This is a genomic window from Konateibacter massiliensis, from assembly GCF_900184995.1.
Taxonomy (GTDB): Bacteria; Bacillota; Clostridia; order Lachnospirales; family Lachnospiraceae; genus Lachnotalea; species Lachnotalea massiliensis.
Window position 1 is genome coordinate 1,162,746 of record NZ_LT860099.1, and the last position, 17,690, is coordinate 1,180,435.

16 protein-coding genes and 1 tRNA gene are annotated in these 17,690 nt (G+C 41.4%); 4 read left to right on the forward strand and 13 right to left on the reverse strand.

Going from position 1 to position 17,690, the window contains the following annotated elements; all coding sequences use genetic code 11:
* Positions 1 to 53: 53 nt before the first annotated feature.
* From secD to CTY48_RS11155, 4 genes are all read right to left on the reverse strand, one after another.
* Entirely contained in the window at positions 54 to 2,192 is a 2,139-nt protein-coding gene (gene secD / locus CTY48_RS11140; protein ID WP_099468564.1) for a protein translocase subunit SecD, read from the reverse strand.
* 18 nt (positions 2,193 to 2,210) lie between these two features.
* A complete protein-coding gene (gene scfB, locus CTY48_RS11145; RefSeq protein WP_099468565.1) occupies positions 2,211 to 3,602 on the reverse strand; it encodes a thioether cross-link-forming SCIFF peptide maturase in 1,392 nt (463 codons plus the stop codon).
* A gap of 118 nt (positions 3,603 to 3,720) precedes the next feature.
* A complete protein-coding gene (gene scfA / locus CTY48_RS11150) occupies positions 3,721 to 3,861 on the reverse strand; it encodes a six-cysteine ranthipeptide SCIFF (RefSeq protein ID WP_099468566.1) in 141 nt (46 codons plus the stop codon).
* A 256-nt stretch (positions 3,862 to 4,117) separates the two neighbouring features.
* Positions 4,118 to 6,742 carry a glycoside hydrolase family 28 protein gene (locus CTY48_RS11155; RefSeq protein ID WP_099468567.1) on the reverse strand — a complete coding sequence of 875 codons (2,625 nt, stop codon included), beginning with the start codon at positions 6,740 to 6,742 and terminating at the stop codon, positions 4,118 to 4,120.
* 165 nt (positions 6,743 to 6,907) lie between these two features.
* Between CTY48_RS11155 and CTY48_RS11160 the strand changes: the two genes are divergently transcribed.
* From CTY48_RS11160 to CTY48_RS11170, 3 genes are all read left to right on the forward strand, one after another.
* Positions 6,908 to 8,023 (forward strand): glycoside hydrolase family 88/105 protein, encoded by a 1,116-nt coding sequence (locus CTY48_RS11160; protein WP_099468568.1) that lies wholly within the window; start codon positions 6,908 to 6,910, stop codon positions 8,021 to 8,023.
* 285 nt (positions 8,024 to 8,308) lie between these two features.
* Positions 8,309 to 9,862, forward strand: coding sequence for a hydroxylamine reductase (hcp, locus tag CTY48_RS11165; RefSeq protein WP_408609853.1), 1,554 nt, complete (start codon positions 8,309 to 8,311; stop codon positions 9,860 to 9,862).
* A gap of 201 nt (positions 9,863 to 10,063) precedes the next feature.
* Positions 10,064 to 10,576 (forward strand): acetylglutamate kinase, encoded by a 513-nt coding sequence (locus CTY48_RS11170; RefSeq protein WP_099470139.1) that lies wholly within the window; start codon positions 10,064 to 10,066, stop codon positions 10,574 to 10,576.
* Between the two features lie 100 nt (positions 10,577 to 10,676).
* On the opposite strand, the gene CTY48_RS11175 is transcribed toward CTY48_RS11170, so the two are convergent.
* Both CTY48_RS11175 and CTY48_RS11180 read right to left on the reverse strand, forming a co-directional pair.
* Complete coding sequence (locus CTY48_RS11175; protein ID WP_099468570.1) at positions 10,677 to 11,294, reverse strand: manganese catalase family protein; 618 nt, start codon at positions 11,292 to 11,294, stop codon at positions 10,677 to 10,679.
* A complete protein-coding gene (locus tag CTY48_RS11180) occupies positions 11,295 to 11,753 on the reverse strand; it encodes a spore coat protein CotJB (RefSeq protein WP_099468571.1) in 459 nt (152 codons plus the stop codon).
* 557 nt (positions 11,754 to 12,310) lie between these two features.
* On the opposite strand from CTY48_RS11180, the gene CTY48_RS11185 reads away from it, so the two are divergent.
* Positions 12,311 to 12,511 (forward strand): cold-shock protein, encoded by a 201-nt coding sequence (locus tag CTY48_RS11185; protein WP_099468572.1) that lies wholly within the window; start codon positions 12,311 to 12,313, stop codon positions 12,509 to 12,511.
* Positions 12,512 to 12,602: 91 nt separating this feature from the next.
* Here the strand turns inward: CTY48_RS11185 and CTY48_RS11190 are convergent, their stop codons facing one another.
* The 7 genes from CTY48_RS11190 to cysS form a co-directional block, all read right to left on the reverse strand.
* Positions 12,603 to 13,592 carry a GH25 family lysozyme gene (locus CTY48_RS11190; RefSeq protein WP_099468573.1) on the reverse strand — a complete coding sequence of 330 codons (990 nt, stop codon included), beginning with the start codon at positions 13,590 to 13,592 and terminating at the stop codon, positions 12,603 to 12,605.
* Between the two features lie 40 nt (positions 13,593 to 13,632).
* Entirely contained in the window at positions 13,633 to 13,857 is a 225-nt protein-coding gene (locus tag CTY48_RS11195) for a holin (protein WP_099468574.1), read from the reverse strand.
* A gap of 398 nt (positions 13,858 to 14,255) precedes the next feature.
* Positions 14,256 to 14,328, reverse strand: a tRNA-Thr gene (locus CTY48_RS11200).
* 95 nt (positions 14,329 to 14,423) lie between these two features.
* The gene (sigH, locus tag CTY48_RS11205) at positions 14,424 to 15,035 is read right to left on the reverse strand and encodes an RNA polymerase sporulation sigma factor SigH (RefSeq protein WP_099468575.1); all 612 of its coding nucleotides are present in this window, start codon (positions 15,033 to 15,035) and stop codon (positions 14,424 to 14,426) included.
* A 35-nt stretch (positions 15,036 to 15,070) separates the two neighbouring features.
* Positions 15,071 to 15,811 carry a 23S rRNA (guanosine(2251)-2'-O)-methyltransferase RlmB gene (gene rlmB, locus CTY48_RS11210; protein ID WP_099468576.1) on the reverse strand — a complete coding sequence of 247 codons (741 nt, stop codon included), beginning with the start codon at positions 15,809 to 15,811 and terminating at the stop codon, positions 15,071 to 15,073.
* 47 nt (positions 15,812 to 15,858) lie between these two features.
* The gene (locus CTY48_RS11215; RefSeq protein ID WP_099468577.1) at positions 15,859 to 16,302 is read right to left on the reverse strand and encodes a Mini-ribonuclease 3; all 444 of its coding nucleotides are present in this window, start codon (positions 16,300 to 16,302) and stop codon (positions 15,859 to 15,861) included.
* Entirely contained in the window at positions 16,287 to 17,684 is a 1,398-nt protein-coding gene (gene cysS / locus CTY48_RS11220) for a cysteine--tRNA ligase (protein ID WP_099468578.1), read from the reverse strand. The genes CTY48_RS11215 and cysS overlap by 16 nt, the downstream gene beginning before the upstream one ends.
* Between the last annotated feature and the right edge of the window lie 6 nt (positions 17,685 to 17,690).

Consider the following 17,690-nt stretch of genomic DNA (forward strand, 5'->3'; position numbering starts at 1 on the left):
GTCTCGTATGAGACAGGCTATTTGTTTTATCTTTATTCTTTATTCTTTATTCTTTATTCTTTATTCGTCTTAAATACATACCACAGCGGAGCTGTTATACAAATTGAGGAGAATGTTCCGTAGGCAATACCTACCATCAACGGAAGTGCAAACTCTCTGATTGCTGTTACTCCTAATATATACAATACAAGCATTGTAATAAAGGAGGTCAGGTTTGTATAAATACTTCTTGTCAGAGTCTGTGTGATACTCTCATTTACAAGGAATCTAAGCTCTGCATCCGTCTTGTGCGGCATGAGTGTAAGATTCTCTCTGACTCTGTCAAAGATTACAACCGTTGCATTGATGGAATAACCGACAATCGTCAGCATACACGCAATAAACGTTCCGCCGACAGCCACTCTTGCAAGTGCATAGAAGCCTAATACAACCACCACGTCGTTTAAGAGGGCAATAATTGCGCTCGCCGCGAATTTAAAGTCTTTAAATCTAAACCAGATGTAAAGCAGAATACAAATTGCCGCAATACTTACCGCGATAATCGCATCAGACTTTACCTCGGAGCTGATTGTGGAGCTGATGCTCTCAACCGTAATCAAGGTTTCATCAACCTGGAAATTTTCAACCAAAGTCTCATTGAGCGCTTCTCTCTCTTCTCTTGTCAGCTCTCTTGTCTTGATGATAACTTCATTTGTACCGGAAACCTTCTGTGTCTGGATATCACCGTCACCGGTCACCTCCTCAACAAGAGGCTTTACCTTCTGGTCAATATCATCGATGGATAAGTCCTCATTAAACGTTACGGTCGTGGACGTACCACCGACAAACTCAAGGCTGTAATTAAATGCACCGTTGCCTTGTGTATGGTGAATACCCATTGAAGCAACGCCTGCAACAATCAATGCAATCGCAAAAACAAACGCGAGTGTCTTTTTGCTCAGGAAATCAATAACCTTTCTCTGTGCATGAATACCATAATATTTTACATCCTGGAACTTGATTGTATAAAAAGCATTGATAATGTGCTTTGAAATAAAAATAGCCGTAAACATGGATAAAACAACACCGATTGCCAAAGTCTGCGCAAAGCCCTTTACCGCACCTGAACCCTTCAGTCCAAGTACCGCAGCCGCGATAAGGATTGCAACGTTACCATCAATGATGGCAGACATTGCCTTCTTAAATCCAATATCAATGGAGTTACGCACTGATTTTCCTGCTGCAATTTCCTCTCGCACACGTGCATAGATGATAACGTTCGCATCTACCGCCATACCGATGGAGAGGATAAAGCCCGCAATACCCGGCAGTGTCAGCGTGATATCAAAGGCATTCAGAACAACTAACTCCAATACCGTGTGAAGAATCAACGCAATACCTGCTGCAATACCCGGTACTAAGTATACAATACACATAAATATGATAATGAGAACCAAACCGATTGCACCTGCAAGTAAGCTTGTCTCAATCGCTTCTTCACCTAATTTGGCACCTACTACGTTGGAACGAAGTTCCTCAAGCTGTACGGTAAGAGATCCGATACGGATTTGGGAAGCTAACGTCTCTGCTGCCTCATAGCTTTCCATACCTGTGATAGATGCTTCTCCGCCTGTGATTGCAGTCTGTACAACCGGAGCACTGATTACATCACCGTCATACACAATCGGAATCTGCTTATTTAAGTTAGCAGCAGTCGCTTCTGCAAACTTTGTGCTTCCTTCTTCCGTCAATTTCAGCGCAACCACATACTCTTTATTCCCCATACTGTCTTGCGTAATCTGGGCAGACGCATCTGCAATATCGCTACCGCTCAACAACACGTTTCCTGATGTATCCTGAAATTCAAGGGATCCCGGCTTGCCAAGCTCCTCCAAAATTGCATTTGCATCTGTAACACCCGGGATTTCAACCGTAATTCTGTTGTCTCCCTGCTGATAAACCTCGGACTCTGTACTATAATTTTCAACACGCTTCTGAAGCTTGTAGACAGTGTCACTCATTTGTTCTGCCGTCGGTGTCTCTCCTACTGCCTGGTAGGTAATACTTACTCCGCCCGCCAAATCAAGTCCTAAATTAATGTTCTTTGCAGCACCTGTTTGAGTCTTTCCCAAACCGTATGCAGCCGTGTAACTTAAAAGCAGGATAAATAAGATAATAACACCAAGAATTATGACGTCTTTCTTTTTCTTCATTGTTTCCCTTCTCTCTTTCTATTCAGCTAATGCAGCCTTTATCATGATTGCACATTCTACGCGCTTTTTCTGAAGCTCACAGCCAATATCATAGACATCCGTGATGGAGCCATGGAACTTATGTGAATTGGCTGCGCAGCCTCCGCTGCAGTAGAATCTTGCAAAGCATTCTCTACACTTGTCCTTTGCATAAACATTGCAAAGCTTAAACTCATCCCTCATCTCTGTCTTGGTCACGCCTTCATCTACATTTCCCATGATAAAGCCGTCCTCCCCTACAAATTGATGACATGGATAAAAATCACCCCAAGGTGTCACTGCCAGATATTCGGTTCCTGAGCCGCAGCCTGATAATCTCTTTGCGACACAAGGACCGCCCTCTAAATCTATCATAAAATGGAAGAAATTAAAGCCCTTTCCATCTTTTTCCCGCTGTATCATTTCTTTTGCGAGCTTATCGTATTCTTCATAAATCTGCGGAATATCTTCCTGCTTAATCGCATATTCCTCGTGCTCTTCTGCCACTACAGGCTCAACGGATATCTGCTTAAAGCCCATATCAGCCAAATGCAGTACGTCCTGGGCAAAATCCAGATTATGACGCGTAAAGGTTCCTCTTACATAGTAATTATTCTGATTTCTGCTCTCCGCTGTCTTAATAAACTTCGGCATAATCAGCTCATAACTGCCTTTTCCATTTCTGGAAGGGCGCATAAAATCGTGGACTTCTTTCCTTCCGTCTACACTCAGTACGATGTTTGACATCTCCTTGTTGGCAAATTCCAAAATATCATCATTTAGCAAAACACCGTTTGTCGTCAGCGTAAATCTGAATTTCTTATTATGGATTTTCTCCTGTTCTCTGCCGTATATAACCAAATCTTTTACGACCTGCCAGTTCATCAGCGGCTCACCGCCAAAAAAGTCTACCTCTAGATTTTTTCTGTTGCCGGAATTCGCAATCAAAAAATCAAGTGCCTTTTTGCCGACCTCATAACTCATAATCGCTCTTCTTCCATGATACTCACCCTCTTCCGCAAAACAATATTTGCAGGCAAGGTTACAGTCATGGGCAATGTGGAGGCAAAGCGCCTTGACTACCGTCTGTCTCTTCTTAAAGTCCATAATATATTCCTTGTAAATGTCCTTTGTAAAGAGAGACTCGTCCTCCGTTAATTCCTTTATATCACTGATTGCTTCTTTAATTTCTTCTTTCGTATAATGCCCCTCAAGCTTCTTTATTATTTCCTCCTGACAGGCACTATCTGATATGTATTGTAAAACATCTTCAGAAGCCGTTTCAATCAATAATGCAATAACATCATACACCAAATCGTCCACCACATGGATTGCTCCGCTGTTGACGTCCAGTACGATATTATAGCCATTATTCTTATATTGATGAACCACGCTTATGTTCTCCTTTCAACGCGGACTTTTGCCCGCAAAATACTCTAAATGAGTGTGCTTTGAACCAGCCGGCCCAAAGCACACTCACTCAACATTCCACATATTGTAGCGGCATATATTATTTATTTTCGCAGCTCTGATTTCCTACTGTACAAGAAGTCTTGCAAGCTGATTGGCAAGAAGTCTGACATTCGCCGCAGCCACCCTTTTTCATTGTACTTTTAAGGTTTTTCGTATTTAATGTTTTGATGTGTTTCATTCCATTTACCTCCTTTATACCGGCTTTCGCCATATCTTGGTTATTATATCACACCTGTCTTACTTTTTAAAGTATTTTATTTATGCCCATTTTACTAATTTAACCAATTTATTACTGTTCACACCTGTGGTGTTCACAGCAACATGATGCACACAAATCACCAAAAACGTGATTTGGCGCTTGCTGTCCTCGCAAAATTGTGTAAACACACAATTTTGACTTCGCGGGATACTGCCCAGTGAACAGTAACATCAATTTATTGCCCTTCTTCAACCTCAATTGACAAAACAGCTGTTTCCACTAAAATACCATCATCCATTTCCACGCATATTTGATGAACACCAGCCTGTTCCTTCTTTGGTATCCAGCGAAGTATCCGGCTCGCCTCATCAAATACAGCCCCCTCCGGCAAATTCTTAACATGCAGCATCACTTGATTTTTGACGCCTTCCACCACATAATCCCGATTGGAAACCGCCTCATTGTAGATAAAACCGTCTGTCTCCTCCATTGTGGTTTCCGTAGCAGGATTTCGAACCGTTATCGTAAGGATAAGCTCCTCACCTACCGTTCCTCTCTGCCTGTCAGGCGTGGATAAAAATGGTCGAAATACCGTCTGGGGAATCGGATAATCTTCGGTCTTTACTTCATAATGATAGCCGTTTTCCGGTATCGGAAGCGTCGGCATGTCATACAGGGAATCTTGCGGTGTTCCGGGAGACGGAGCGTTTACCGTCACGTCCTCAACAGAAATATCACCGGATAGCGTCAAATCAGTAACTGTCGTTGTAAAATATGGTTCATTTTGCACATACTCAAAATTTGTCGGTCGTTTGAAATGATTCGTCACCTTGGCAAGCACCGATCTATCAGGAGCAATATTTGCATCTAAATTCTGAATTATTGCTTTTTTCACGTCATCTAATACAATTGCATGTCGCTCGTCCTCTGCTTTAAAACGAATCGTTATATCAGAAAGCTCTAAATTCTCCACATGCCTTGCGTACAGTCCATATGCAGGGAGAATTCCCCAATTGCTAGGTTCGGGATAAACCTCCGGAAGCTCCGGCACGTTGTAAGGGTCTGCCCTCCAGCAATTTTTCTCCTCATCCCAGTCCACTCTCGGAAGCAATCCCTCTGACTTTAAGAAAAAGGTGTTGACTAACCACGGAAGAGTCTGTATGGAGCTTTTCGTCTCATACTGGCTGTACTTCCAGTTCGTGTTTAACTGCCGCTGCTCGACGGCGTGCTCCATTGTTAAACCGCCGCGATATTCCACCTCTATATTTTTCATCACGACATTTTGTATCGGAGCATCGATAAGTCCCATTAATATCATCGGATATCTCGGGTCCGCATTTTTGATTTTGATATTGCTTATCTCAATATTACTGACTCTTGGCATCCTATCACTTCCGACCGCATTGGCATAGCGGCACAGCTCAGCCTTTGGTATTTCCTTTGACAAATCCGGCTTATAGCTCTTCGCTTCTTCATCGTAAGCCATCACATAATAGTTTCCGTCTATCTCTTTTAGGTTGCCGGGATTCATTCTTGCCGGCTTCTCCTGATTGACAACAGAGAACTTAGAATGTCCGTCCACTGTCACCGTCTGATTTCTCTCATAGGAAGGAATGTAACGTTTTGCAGGATAGCTTTCATAATCCTCCGTGTTTGGAAGCACCCAGTTTACATTGTCAAGGCGTACATTTCCCTTACGGGCATTTACTACCTCCTCCTCGCTGTTTCCGGTCACCGGAAAACGTCCTCTCTCGCCTGCGCGGATAAAAATAGGCGAGCTGCTTACATTGTCCATCTCACAGTCGGTAAAAATGATATTGCTCAAATCGGAAATATCCACCGCCTCCAGTGCAAAGCCCCTGGAACGGTCAAACTTCACTCTTTTTATCGTCACCAAATCATAGCCGCAGGTAGACTCGGTTCCCAATTTCACACGCGCTGTGGGACCGCAGCGGTCTGTTGCAATCAGCTTGTCCTTCGTGTATTTTCCTGCATAAACACTTCCTGCATCGTATCCGCTTACCTTGCAATCCTCAATCAGAACATTCCTGGTCGGCATAAAAATACCTGCGCCGTAGGATGCCTTCATCACCAAAGCATCATCGGTCAGAGAATTAAAGACTGAATTTACTACCGTCACATTCTGGCAGCAATCAATGTCAAAGGCATCTCGCGTGGTGTCCACCAAGATATGGTCAGCAAGCAGATTGGTCACTCCCTCCGCAATAATCGCAAAATGTCCTCCTATCAAGATAGAAAAATCCTTTAATACAACGTTTTTACATCTGACAAGCGCAATACCCTTGTTTCCGAACCACTCCCCCGTATGTCCGTTTTCATTTCGCATTGGATTATCAAAGGGGTCTCCTCCCTGCAAAATATATTCACGGTAGCCGGTCTCCTCATCGATACAGCTTCCGTTTATAAGCCCCTCACCATATATCATGATATTCTCAAGGTGTTCCCCATAAATCAAACTGTTGGAAAAATAAGTATGCCCGTGGTCCTGCAAGCCCGCATAGAGGTTTACCTCCGGCTCATCATAGTTGCCGCCTTCGCTTTTTTGTTTTTGGTAGGACTTCGTAATATCCGTCTTCGCTGCCTGTAAAACTGCATTCTTTTCAAGATAAAGGTTTACATTGCTTTGCAGCCTTATTGTATAAACTTTAAATTCACCCGCAGGAATCACAACGGTTCCTCCGCCCTGCTGATTTGCCGCTTTAATTGCCTCATTCACCGCACTTGTATTGATGACGGGACTCGCTTTCGTATCTGCTCCAAAATCTATGATTGACAGCGTTTTTTCTTTATATAAATGTTCAAAAGTTACCGTTGCACCGGTTGCTTGTTTGATATTCATTTTGCACCTCCTGTTTTGTAGTTATAGAGTACCACTTTTTTTTTGCATTTACCACCAATATTTTGTTAATTTATATTGTTTTTTGTTGGTTTGTTTTGTATTATATAGATAGGCAGGAAACATACCGCTTTTTCCTGATTATTCACTATATGAATGGAGGTAACTATGAAAGTAACAAATGATGTTTTATTACAGAAAATCAATCTTTTAGTTGACAAGCTGATGAATCTTGGAGCACCTGACTGTGAGACCGATATCACAGACAAAGCGGGGCTTTCCAAGGGATTAATTCCAAGAGATTTTGGTATTCAGGAGTGGGACTGGCCACAAGGTGTCGGACTTTACGGACTGAAAAAACTGGATGATTTTTATAAGGACGGCAGATACAGCGACTTTTTCAAAAACTGGTACAAAACCAACTTAGAAATCGGACTTCCTTCCAAAAACGTGAACACAACCGCGCCGTTTCTTCCCCTTGTGGATTTATGTGATATGCTGAATGACCCTGTTTACGAAAAACTTTGTCTCGAGCGTGCAGACTGGCTTATGAACTATCTTCCCCGCACAAAAGAGGGTGCTTTCCAGCACGTGACAAGTGCAATTGGAGACCGCCAGGGCGTTCGTTTAAATGAGAGTGAAATGTGGATTGATACCATTTTTATGACTGTATTGTTCTTAAACAAAATGGGACACAAATACAATCGTCAGGATTGGATCAGTGAAGCAAACCACCAGATTTTGATTCATATCAAATATTTATATGAGAAGAAGACCGGGCTTTTCTACCACGGCTGGAGCTTTAATGAAAACAGCAACTTCGGAGGCGTTTTCTGGTGCCGCGGTAATTCTTGGTTTACCTTTGGAATTATTGATTTCCTTGAAATGAGCAAATCTACCTTGGATGCAGGCGTTAAGAAATTCTTACTCGATACCTTCAAGGCTCAGGTAAATGCACTGGTTAAGCTTCAGGCACCTTCCGGTCTGTGGCATACTGTCCTGACAGACAGCACAAGCTACGAGGAGGTTTCCGGTTCTGCCGCAATCGTGACCGGAATGTTAAAGGCAATTAAGCTTGGACTTTTAGACGAGAGCTATCAGGTTTATGCGGATAAGGCAGTTGAAGCAATCTGCAAAAACATCGACAGCGACGGCACCGTTTTAAATGTATCTGCTGGAACCGGAATGGGATACGATGCAGACCATTACAAAAATATTATTATTGCGCCGATGGCTTACGGACAGTCCTTAGCACTCACCGCACTTTGCGAGGCGTTGGTGTAAAAGCTGATATAGCTCCCCTATTCTTTTATCTAGGATAGGGGAGTTTTTTAATTCATTACAAGTGAAGCAGCTTCATCTTGTTTATGTGCACCTCGCAGAGTAGAAGCTGTTGCTTTGCAACCCGCTTGGGTGCGAAGTGTGAGCAAAGCTCACACTTTCTTGTATACAACTTCTTTATTCTAAAAATGTATATTCTTTCCCTGAATGCAGAAACTATAAAACAATGGCAGCGGTATATTTTGACCGCTCTATAGCATTTTATAGGAGGAATCTTGAATGAAAGATATGTTTTGTTTTCAATGTCAGCAAACAGCACACAATACCGGCTGTGAGGGAAAATCCGGTGTATGCGGGAAAAAAAGTGACACCGCCAATTATCAAGACGAATTAACCGGAGCCTTAATCGGGCTTGCACGTGCCGCCAAATCAGGCCGACCGACAGAGAATACCCACAAAATTGTGATGGAAGGGCTTTTTACAACCATTACAAATGTAAACTTCTACAACGATACAATCAAAAAACTTACGACAAAAATCCATGAGGAGCGTACAAGAATCAACGCTGAAAAATATGAGGATTATGATATGAGATGCCTTTGGGAGGACCACGAGGACATTCGTTCCTTGAAATCTCTTATCTTATTCGGCTTGCGAGGTATGGCGGCATACGCATACCATGCCATGGCACTCGGAAAGATGGACGAGGATGTAAACAACTTTTTCTACGAGGGGCTTTATGCAATCGGCGAAGATTTAGGTCAAGACGAGCTGCTCTCTCTCGTCCTAAAAACAGGGGAGATCAACTTCAAATGCATGGAGCTGTTAGACGCCGCTAATACTGAAGCATACGGTGCACCTGTCCCGACTCAGGTACCGCTCACAATCGAAAAAGGACCTTTTATCGTCGTCAGCGGTCACGATTTACATGATATAAAGCTTTTGCTGGAGCAAACCAAGGATAAAGGCATCAATATTTATACACACAGTGAAATGCTGCCTGCCCACGGATATCCAAAATTAAAGGCTTACCCGCATTTAAAGGGAAATTTCGGAACAGCTTGGCAGAGTCAGCAGTTTGAATTCCACAACATTCCGGCTCCCATCCTATTTACAACAAACTGTCTGATGCCGGTGAGAGAAAGCTACAAGGACAGAGTCTACACCACCTCTGTCGTTTCTTACCCTGAACTGGTTCATATTGGTGAAGACAAGGATTTTACTCCTGTCATAGAAAAGGCAATCGAATGCGGCGGCTATGAGGAAGCTATGCCTATGACCGGAATCAACAAGGGAACGACTGTCACAACAGGGTGTGCCCATGAAACGGTTCTTTCCATGGCAGACAAGGTAATACAAGCGGTAAAAGACGGAAAGATAAGCCACTTCTTCCTTGTCGGAGGCTGCGACGGTGCTGCCCCGGGAAGAAGCTATTATACAGAATTTGTCAAACAGGCACCAAAAGATTCCATTATTCTCACTGCCGCCTGCGGCAAATATCGTTTCAACGATTTAGATTTGGGCGAAATTGATGGTATCCCCCGCCTTCTCGACTTGGGACAGTGCAACGATTCCTACAGCGGTATCCGTATCGCCTTGGCATTGGCAGATGCTTTTGAGTGCGGCGTGAATGATCTCCCCCTCACACTCGTCCTGTCTTGGTATGAGCAGAAAGCGGTATGCATCCTTCTCACGCTCTTATATCTTGGCATTCAAAATATTTACCTCGGCCCTACACTTCCGGCGTTCGTTTCCCCGAATGTGTTAAATATTCTCGTAGAAAACTATAACCTTACACCAATCAGCACGCCGGAGGAAGATTTGGAAAAAATACTTGCTTAATTAATTATCTTCATGGAACAAGTTACGGCATTTTAAATCTTTTCATATTATATAATAAATTTTTGAGTAAAAAGAGGAAAAATGCCTTCATCTTCAAACGAAGCAAATTCATATAAAAATCAATCTGACGTCACGGCTCAGAATGTTGGGCGATGCCGTACGTTATCCATCACCTATGCAGAAAAAATACTGAGTAATCATATGCGGTTACTCTGGTCGCAGCATGTTTATTGGACCAGAATGTTTATCATAAGTACAATCTTTGGGCTTCCCGATTTAGACATGGTCACAAAGCGGCTTCTTTGCAATCCTAAGGATTTAGAAGCAGCATTCATGCCATTTTATGGGAAAGAAATAAGTGCCCAAATAGCAGAATTGTTCACCGCGCATCTCACCATCGCCGCTGAGCTCGTCAATGCATTAAAAACAAACGACACTGCCGCAGCGGAAGATGCAGAAAGACGCTGGTATCAAAATGCAAGTCAGATTGCCGATTTCTTAGCCAGTATCAACCCTCACTGGTCCGCATGCGATTGGAAAAAGATGCTCTACGCCCATCTTTCTATGACCAAAACTGAAGTTATTGATATCTTAAGAGGCAATTACCAAAACAGTATCGTCATGTTCGATAATATCGAGAAGCAGGCTCTTACAATGGCAGATATGATGACAAAGGGTATTGTACAGCAGTTCCCTTGTTATTTTAATTCATGACAAATAAAGCCGCAAGCAGCTTCATCTTGTTGAGGTCTATACAATAAAATTAAGGTGTCAAAATGTGCTCGCACTGTTTCTGACACCTTAATCTTAATGACTACAACTTGCCGTGGAACATATCTTTATCAAACTCAGGGTTAAAATAATAAAAGTTCTTGCTATCTAACTTATCCTTTGTCCTTTCCAACGCTTCTCCAAATCTTTGGAAATGGACAATCTCTCTGGTTCTTAAGAACTTTAACGGTTCCCTGATTTCCGGATCCGGAATCATGCGAAGCAGATTGTCATATACTGTTCTTGCTTTTTGTTCCGCTGCCAAATCTTCTGTTAAATCAGTGATGGCATCTCCCTTGGACTGAAATTCGATTGCCGTAAACGGAAGCCCTGCGGCGGCCTGCGGCCAAAGAGCTGTCGTATGATCAATATAATATGCATCAAATCCTTCTGTCTTTGCTTGTTCGATTGTCAAATTCTTGGTAAGCTGATATACCATAGCACATATCATTTCCATATGCGCCAATTCCTCTGTACCAATATCTGTCAAAAGACCTCCCACCTCTTTAACCGGCATAGTGTAGCGTTGTGACAAATAGCGCATAGAAGCTGATAACTCTCCGTCCGGTCCTCCGTACTGACTGATAATCAGCTTGGCTGTTTTCGGACAGGTTTTCGTAATTTTAACCGGATATTGGAGTCGTTTTTCATAAATCCACATTTAAACACACGCTCCTTCCCAAGGCATCGGACCATCCTGTAAGCAAAAGCTTGCCTCTCCGCTTCCGCAAAAAGGAACACATAGCTTTGTTAGAGGATAAAATTTTTGTGCAAACTGTTTTCTCAGTTCTGCACACTCCAATGATTTTTCATGATAGAGCTGGAGAGCCTGGGCATCTTTTTCATGAGTGTCTAAATAAAGCGTTAAATCATCCAGAAAAAAACTTACTTGATTGATTTTTGTCATCAACTGTTCTCTCTCTGCCTGTTCTTTTGATATTCCAGTACTTTCTATTCCGCTTGCGATCGGACTTGTTGTACTCATAACTGACTCTGCGGCAAAAAACGGCATATTTAAGTCGTGGAATATCGTACCTACATTCAGGGCTTCTTCTTGCGTATACAATTCACCCCATTGCTGAATCGGCATATTCACTATTGCCAAATGATTTTCAGACATAAAAATCTCCTTTCCTGTAAATAATATTTTGTAACGATTACATTATTATTATTTGCCAAAAAGGAGTTTTTACATTGGGAATGTTAGGGCTTTTGATTTCGTTTGTTATTCCTATTTATGAAATAAAACGAGTTACCCCTAATAAACCCGATTTCCATATCTTCCAATAGCTGCTTATCTTTCCATCCTTTCAATATTACAATACTGTTTCATTAGTGTTACAATTAACTTGTTCTTAAGAAAGCAAAACATAAAGGAGGATATGCGATATGTGTTTCAACTTTAACTCATGTAACTTAAGTGACTTATTAAATTTGATTGCTCAATATTGTAAATAAATTTGTTTTTAAAAGGTTCAGCCTTTAGGGGTTGGACCTTTTTTATTTTAAAAATTATCCTTGACACTCTCTTTTAACCATGATATAATCAATTTATATTTTAAATGAAGTTTTGATTTCACATATTTTTCGTAAGTCATTATTCTATTGATGATTTACGAAAGGTATGTGATTTTTTATTTTCACACAAAATATAATAAAAATTAGGAGGTATCTTTCATGAATAAAGGTACAGTAAAATGGTTTAACGCTCAAAAAGGTTTTGGTTTCATATCTAATGAACAAGGCGAAGATGTATTCGTACATTTTTCAGGTCTTGCAATGGATGGTTTTAAATCATTGGAAGACGGCCAGTCTGTAACATTTGATGTTACAAAGGGTCCTCGCGGATTACAAGCTGTTAATGTTTGTATTGCATAAATAGCAATATGAAAGACCACTTTATAAGTGGTCTTTTTTTATCCTAATAATCTTATTTAAAGTGTGGTTATCATTTAATACCTATGTAGATTTAAACATAGAATGCTGTTGAAATACTATTATAGCCCGCAACTCCGTCTTTTTTTAAGTTGTATTTCTTTTGCATTAACCGTGTTTTTTCTCTTGTATCCTTTCCATATTTACTGTCAATTACAGTAATAAACCCTAACTCATTCAAGCGTGTTTGCCACCACTCTACAACATTTCCAGTACTTCCTACTTTAAAACCTGTAGAAATTTTAAAAGCCTTAAGTACAATCTGCTTGCGTACATACTGAGTTTTTGAACCGTCTATACCATCCTCAATAAGCGCTTTCCCATTTTGATCCCTGTAACCGTCTGCATTTGCAGCTTTCTGAAAATTGAGAATATTAATATTGCAAGTAACTTTCTGCTTTTCTTTCTCTGTGGCTTCTAACTGTTTAAAATCAACATAAAACTCGTTGATATCTACATTTCCAGTTATGCCTCTAACCTTCCCCGTACTTGACTTTTGCCAAATCGATGCACGCTCCTTCTCCGTTGTTGATATAGCATCTTTGTAATGTGCATACCATTTATGAATTCCTATAAATTGTTTCATGTCAAAATAATTCTTTTCATAATCGCTGTTGGTATAAAGTACAGGTATATAACCGGCTTTTTCTACCTCGCTCAGAAAAGCTTTTGCCATTGAAGTTGCCAGACTTTTTGTGATTTCAACTCCCTTGGTCCTTGCGTAACGAACAGAGTCATATTCCAAATCATATGCTATTGGACATTTCGCCTTGTATTTCTTTACTGCTTCAATTGCATATAGAGCTTCTTGTTTTGCCATTTCTACAGTGTAAGCATAGCTAAACCAATATACTCCCATCGGCATATCCAAATTGATACACGCTTGTGCATTAGGCGTAAATTTTTGGTCAATGTTATTTTGACCATATCCCGACCGAATAATAATGTACTGATATCCGTCCTCTTTTACCTTCTTTACATTTACATTTCCATTGTGAACACTGATATCTATTCCCAAAATCATAATATACCTCTTCTCTTTCTAAAATAAAAAGAGAGTACTTTTACTCATGCTCTGTACTATTGGCTGTTTCTTTAATTTCCGGTAACCCTGCCACGGATGTCAATAGAGATAAAATTCCTGCCAGTACCGCTGTAGATGCTACTGTAACCCAGCTCACATCTCCCATTGCCGCTGTTGTTCCAATTGCAGCTACTGCCGTCTGCGCTACTGTTTTGATTGCCCTTACCCCTGCTGCTTTTAACCATGTTTTTGTTTTTTCGCTCATAATAACTCACCTTTTTAACCTTTCTTCTAAATTTTATAATCTAAATCCAATCTTTATGACTCCAATTATGATACTCACAAATAACATGATGGAATAGACGTAAAAGAAGCTCAAAGACTTTTGGGGCATTCAACTATAAAAGTTACCTTGGAGATTTATACTCACTTAATGGAAAATAAAACAGACCTGACCGATAAACTAGAAAACATGTGGTTTTTTGACTAATTTTTTGACTAACTTGTGCTTAATTCCGCCAATTAATTGTCCGACAATTTATAACTGACTAACCATAGACTAACCCTCTTTTATACAATTTCAAATTGTTTTATACCATAAAAAAATAGCTTCAAACCCTCTAATTACAAGCGTTTGAAGCTATTTTCCACTACTTTTCATTAAGCTGCTAACGGGAGTCGGACCCGTGACCTCAACACTACCAATGTTGCGCTCTACCGCCTGAGCTATAACAGCAAATATATTATGTGACGACCTTGTATAATATATTATATTTTGGAATAAAAGTCAACCCCTAAACTGAAAATACTATTATTTCTTAAAAAACACGGTCACTTCTTCGCCAGAACTGCGCTCAGTTTCCCTCGTATCCTCTGAATGGCGTTATCCACCGACTTAGGTGTTCTGTCCAATCGCTCCGCAATCTCAACGTAGGGAATTCCTGTCATGTACAGATTGATGACCTGCATCTCAAAGGTACTCAAATTTTCCTGCATTTTTTCTTCAATATAACCTTCGTTTTCCTTATCGATAAACAGTTCCTCCGGATTTCGGTCGTAAACGGAGTAGACCTGCTCAATCATCTCCTGCTCTTCGCTCTCCTCGGAAATACCGGAATAGAGGGAGACATATGTATTAAGCGGTGTATGCTTTTTTCTTTTGGAGGCATGAATGGCGGTGTACATCTGCCTTGAGATGCATAAATCGGCAAACGTAAAGAAGGAGGTCTCTTTTTGGCTGTTATAGTCTCTCACTGCCTTAAACAGCCCTATCATTCCCTCCTGTATCAAATCGTCATTGTCTCCGCCAATCATAAATAGCTCATATGCTTTCCTCCTGACCAGATTCTTGTACTTTTCCATCAGATAGTCCACTACCTGATTGTTTCCTCCCTGTGCCAAAGAAATTAACTGCTCGTCACTCATTTTCGTGTAGTTGTCCACATACTCACCTTCGCTTCCAATTTAAACTCTTGTTACTAATTCATTCTCTGTCTTACAATCTCATAGGCGAGCACTCCTGCCGCAACAGAGGCATTCAAGGAATCGATGTCACCCTTCATCGGAATGGAAGCAACAAAATCACATTTCTCTTTTACCAGACGGCTCACGCCTTCTCCTTCGCTTCCGATTACAAGACCAATCGGTCCCTTTAAATCAAGCTTGTACATCAATTCTCCGCCCATATCGGCGCAGACAAACCACATTCCTTGCTCCTTCAGTTCTTCGATCGTATTGCCAAGGTTCGTAACCTTTGCCACCGGTGTGTAGTTAAGCGCACCTGCTGAGGTTTTTGCAACCGTAGCGGTCAGTCCTACTGCACGTCTTTTCGGGATGATTACACCATGAGCACCGCAAAGATTTGCGGTACGGATAATAGCCCCCAGATTATGCGGATCTTCTATATTATCAAGCAGCAAAATAAAAGGTGGCTCATTCTTTTCCTTCGCAATGTTTAAAATATCCTCTACCTCAGCATATTCATATGCGGCGGCATAGGCGATTACTCCCTGATGCTTGCCTGTCTCTGACATCTGATCCAGTCGCTCTTTCGGAACATAGTTGATGATTGTATCATACTTTCTGGCTTCTCTCGTTATTGTCTTAATCGGACCGTCCTGACATCCGTCGAGCACAAAAACTTTGTCAATTGTTTTTCCTGCCCGAAACGCCTCCAAAACCGCATTTCTTCCTTCTATGGTTAATTCTTCGTATCTCACTGTTACCTCCAATTTTTCTTTTCAGGCACGATGTGTTGCACCGCCTCTTATATTTTTTCTTCGCTTTTTTCCAGACCTTTTTTAATCAGCTCAATCATACGCTCCATCTCTCCCTGTAAATACAGGTATCCCATGAGCGCCTCAAAGCCCGTAGCCCTTCTGTAATCTGCCATAGAGGCGTTTTTTGCCATTGTGGGAGATTTCGCATTGCGGCCTCTCTTGTAGACCTTCATCTCCTCCTCCGTCAAATCCTCCTTGATTGCCTCAATCATTGCAGACTGTGCGGAAGCCTTTACCAGACGGCTCGTTTTCTTGTGAAGCTTATTAGGCTGGCTGTTTCCGTGTGCTACGACAATCGTTCTTATAATAACATCGTAAATACCATCTCCGATATAAGCCAGCACAAGCGGAGAATACGTCCTCATATCAACCTCTGGCAAATCAAATATTTTCTCTAGATATGGTATAAATTCATTTATGCCTTTTTCCATTTTACCCCTTCTCTTGTGTCCTCTAATATAATTCCCTTTGCGAGAAGCTCGTCTCTGATTTCGTCAGCTCTTGCAAAATTCTTCGCCTTTCTCGCCGCCTGTCTATCCTCAATCAGCTTCTCAATATCTTCAGCTAAGATTTCTGCTTCCTTCTCCACAATAATTCCAAGAATATCACACAGCCTCTTAATTTCCTCGTACAGGCTATCCAAATATTCCTTTGAGTTTTGCGCATCTGAGTTTGAGTTTGCATATTTTACAAGCTCAAAAATGGCGGAAACCGCATCTGCCGTATTAAAGTCATCGTCCATCGCATTTTCAAATTTCCGTATATACTCCTTCGCCGCTGCAAGCTTTTCGGTCTCATTTTCACTTACCGACGTTGTCTGGGATGCTTCCTTTAAATGCTTTAGATTATCTACTGCTGTAAGGATTCTCTCCAAACCGTTTTTGGAAGACTCCATAAGCTCTTCACTGAAATTGAGCGGACTTCTGTAATGTGCGCCGAGCATAAAGAAACGAAGCACCTGCAAATCATATTTTTCACCGACTTCTCTTACGGTAAAGAAATTGCCAAGTGATTTTGACATCTTTCTGTTGTCAATATTTAAAAAGCCATTGTGCAGCCAGTATTTTGCAAAGGTTTTGTCATTGCATGCCTCACTCTGGGCAATTTCGTTTTCATGATGAGGAAAAATCAAGTCTTCACCGCCTGCGTGAATATCAATCTCGTCTCCTAAGTATTTTTTTGCCATAACAGAGCACTCAATGTGCCAGCCCGGACGTCCGTCACTCCAAGGAGATACCCAGGATGGCTCCCCGTCCTTTTTTGGCTTCCAGAGCACGAAATCCATCTCATCTTCCTTCTGCTCCTCAACCGCAATTCGCTTTCCCGCCTCTAAGTCTTCCAGATTTTTCTTGGAAAGCTTTCCGTACTCCTCAAATCTTTTTGTTCTAAAGTAAACGCTTCCGCCTTTTTCATAAGCAAAGCCCTTGTCAATCAAAGTCTGAATCATCTCAAGCATTCCGCCGATTTCCTCTGTAGCAAGAGGGTGTGTGGTCGCCGGAAGTACATTCAGGCTCTCCATATCCTTCTTACACTCTGCAATATAGCGGGTTGATATTTCAGAAGCACTCACGCCCTCCTCAATTGCCTTTTTTATAATTTTGTCGTCCACATCCGTAAAATTGGATACATAGTTTACATCATATCCCTTATATTCCATATATCTTCTCACCGTGTCAAAGATAATCATCGGTCTTGCATTTCCGATATGAATATAGTTGTAAACAGTCGGACCACACACATACATGCGTACCTTTCCTTCTTCAATCGGCACAAATTCTTCCTTTTTCTTCGTTAAAGTATTGTATACCTTCATATGAAT

Coding starts and splice junctions, on each gene's coding strand:
- secD (WP_099468564.1), bottom strand. CDS start 2,192: ATGAAGAAAAAGAAAGACGTCATAATTCTTGGTGTTATTATCTTATTT.
- scfA (WP_099468566.1), bottom strand. CDS start 3,861: ATGAAACACATCAAAACATTAAATACGAAAAACCTTAAAAGTACAATG.
- CTY48_RS11155 (WP_099468567.1), bottom strand. CDS start 6,742: ATGAATATCAAACAAGCAACCGGTGCAACGGTAACTTTTGAACATTTA.
- CTY48_RS11160 (WP_099468568.1), top strand. CDS start 6,908: ATGAAAGTAACAAATGATGTTTTATTACAGAAAATCAATCTTTTAGTT.
- hcp (WP_408609853.1), top strand. CDS start 8,309: ATGTTTTGTTTTCAATGTCAGCAAACAGCACACAATACCGGCTGTGAG.
- CTY48_RS11170 (WP_099470139.1), top strand. CDS start 10,064: ATGCGGTTACTCTGGTCGCAGCATGTTTATTGGACCAGAATGTTTATC.
- CTY48_RS11175 (WP_099468570.1), bottom strand. CDS start 11,294: ATGTGGATTTATGAAAAACGACTCCAATATCCGGTTAAAATTACGAAA.
- CTY48_RS11180 (WP_099468571.1), bottom strand. CDS start 11,753: ATGTCTGAAAATCATTTGGCAATAGTGAATATGCCGATTCAGCAATGG.
- CTY48_RS11185 (WP_099468572.1), top strand. CDS start 12,311: ATGAATAAAGGTACAGTAAAATGGTTTAACGCTCAAAAAGGTTTTGGT.
- CTY48_RS11190 (WP_099468573.1), bottom strand. CDS start 13,592: ATGATTTTGGGAATAGATATCAGTGTTCACAATGGAAATGTAAATGTA.
- CTY48_RS11195 (WP_099468574.1), bottom strand. CDS start 13,857: ATGAGCGAAAAAACAAAAACATGGTTAAAAGCAGCAGGGGTAAGGGCA.
- CTY48_RS11215 (WP_099468577.1), bottom strand. CDS start 16,302: ATGGAAAAAGGCATAAATGAATTTATACCATATCTAGAGAAAATATTT.
- cysS (WP_099468578.1), bottom strand. CDS start 17,684: ATGAAGGTATACAATACTTTAACGAAGAAAAAGGAAGAATTTGTGCCG.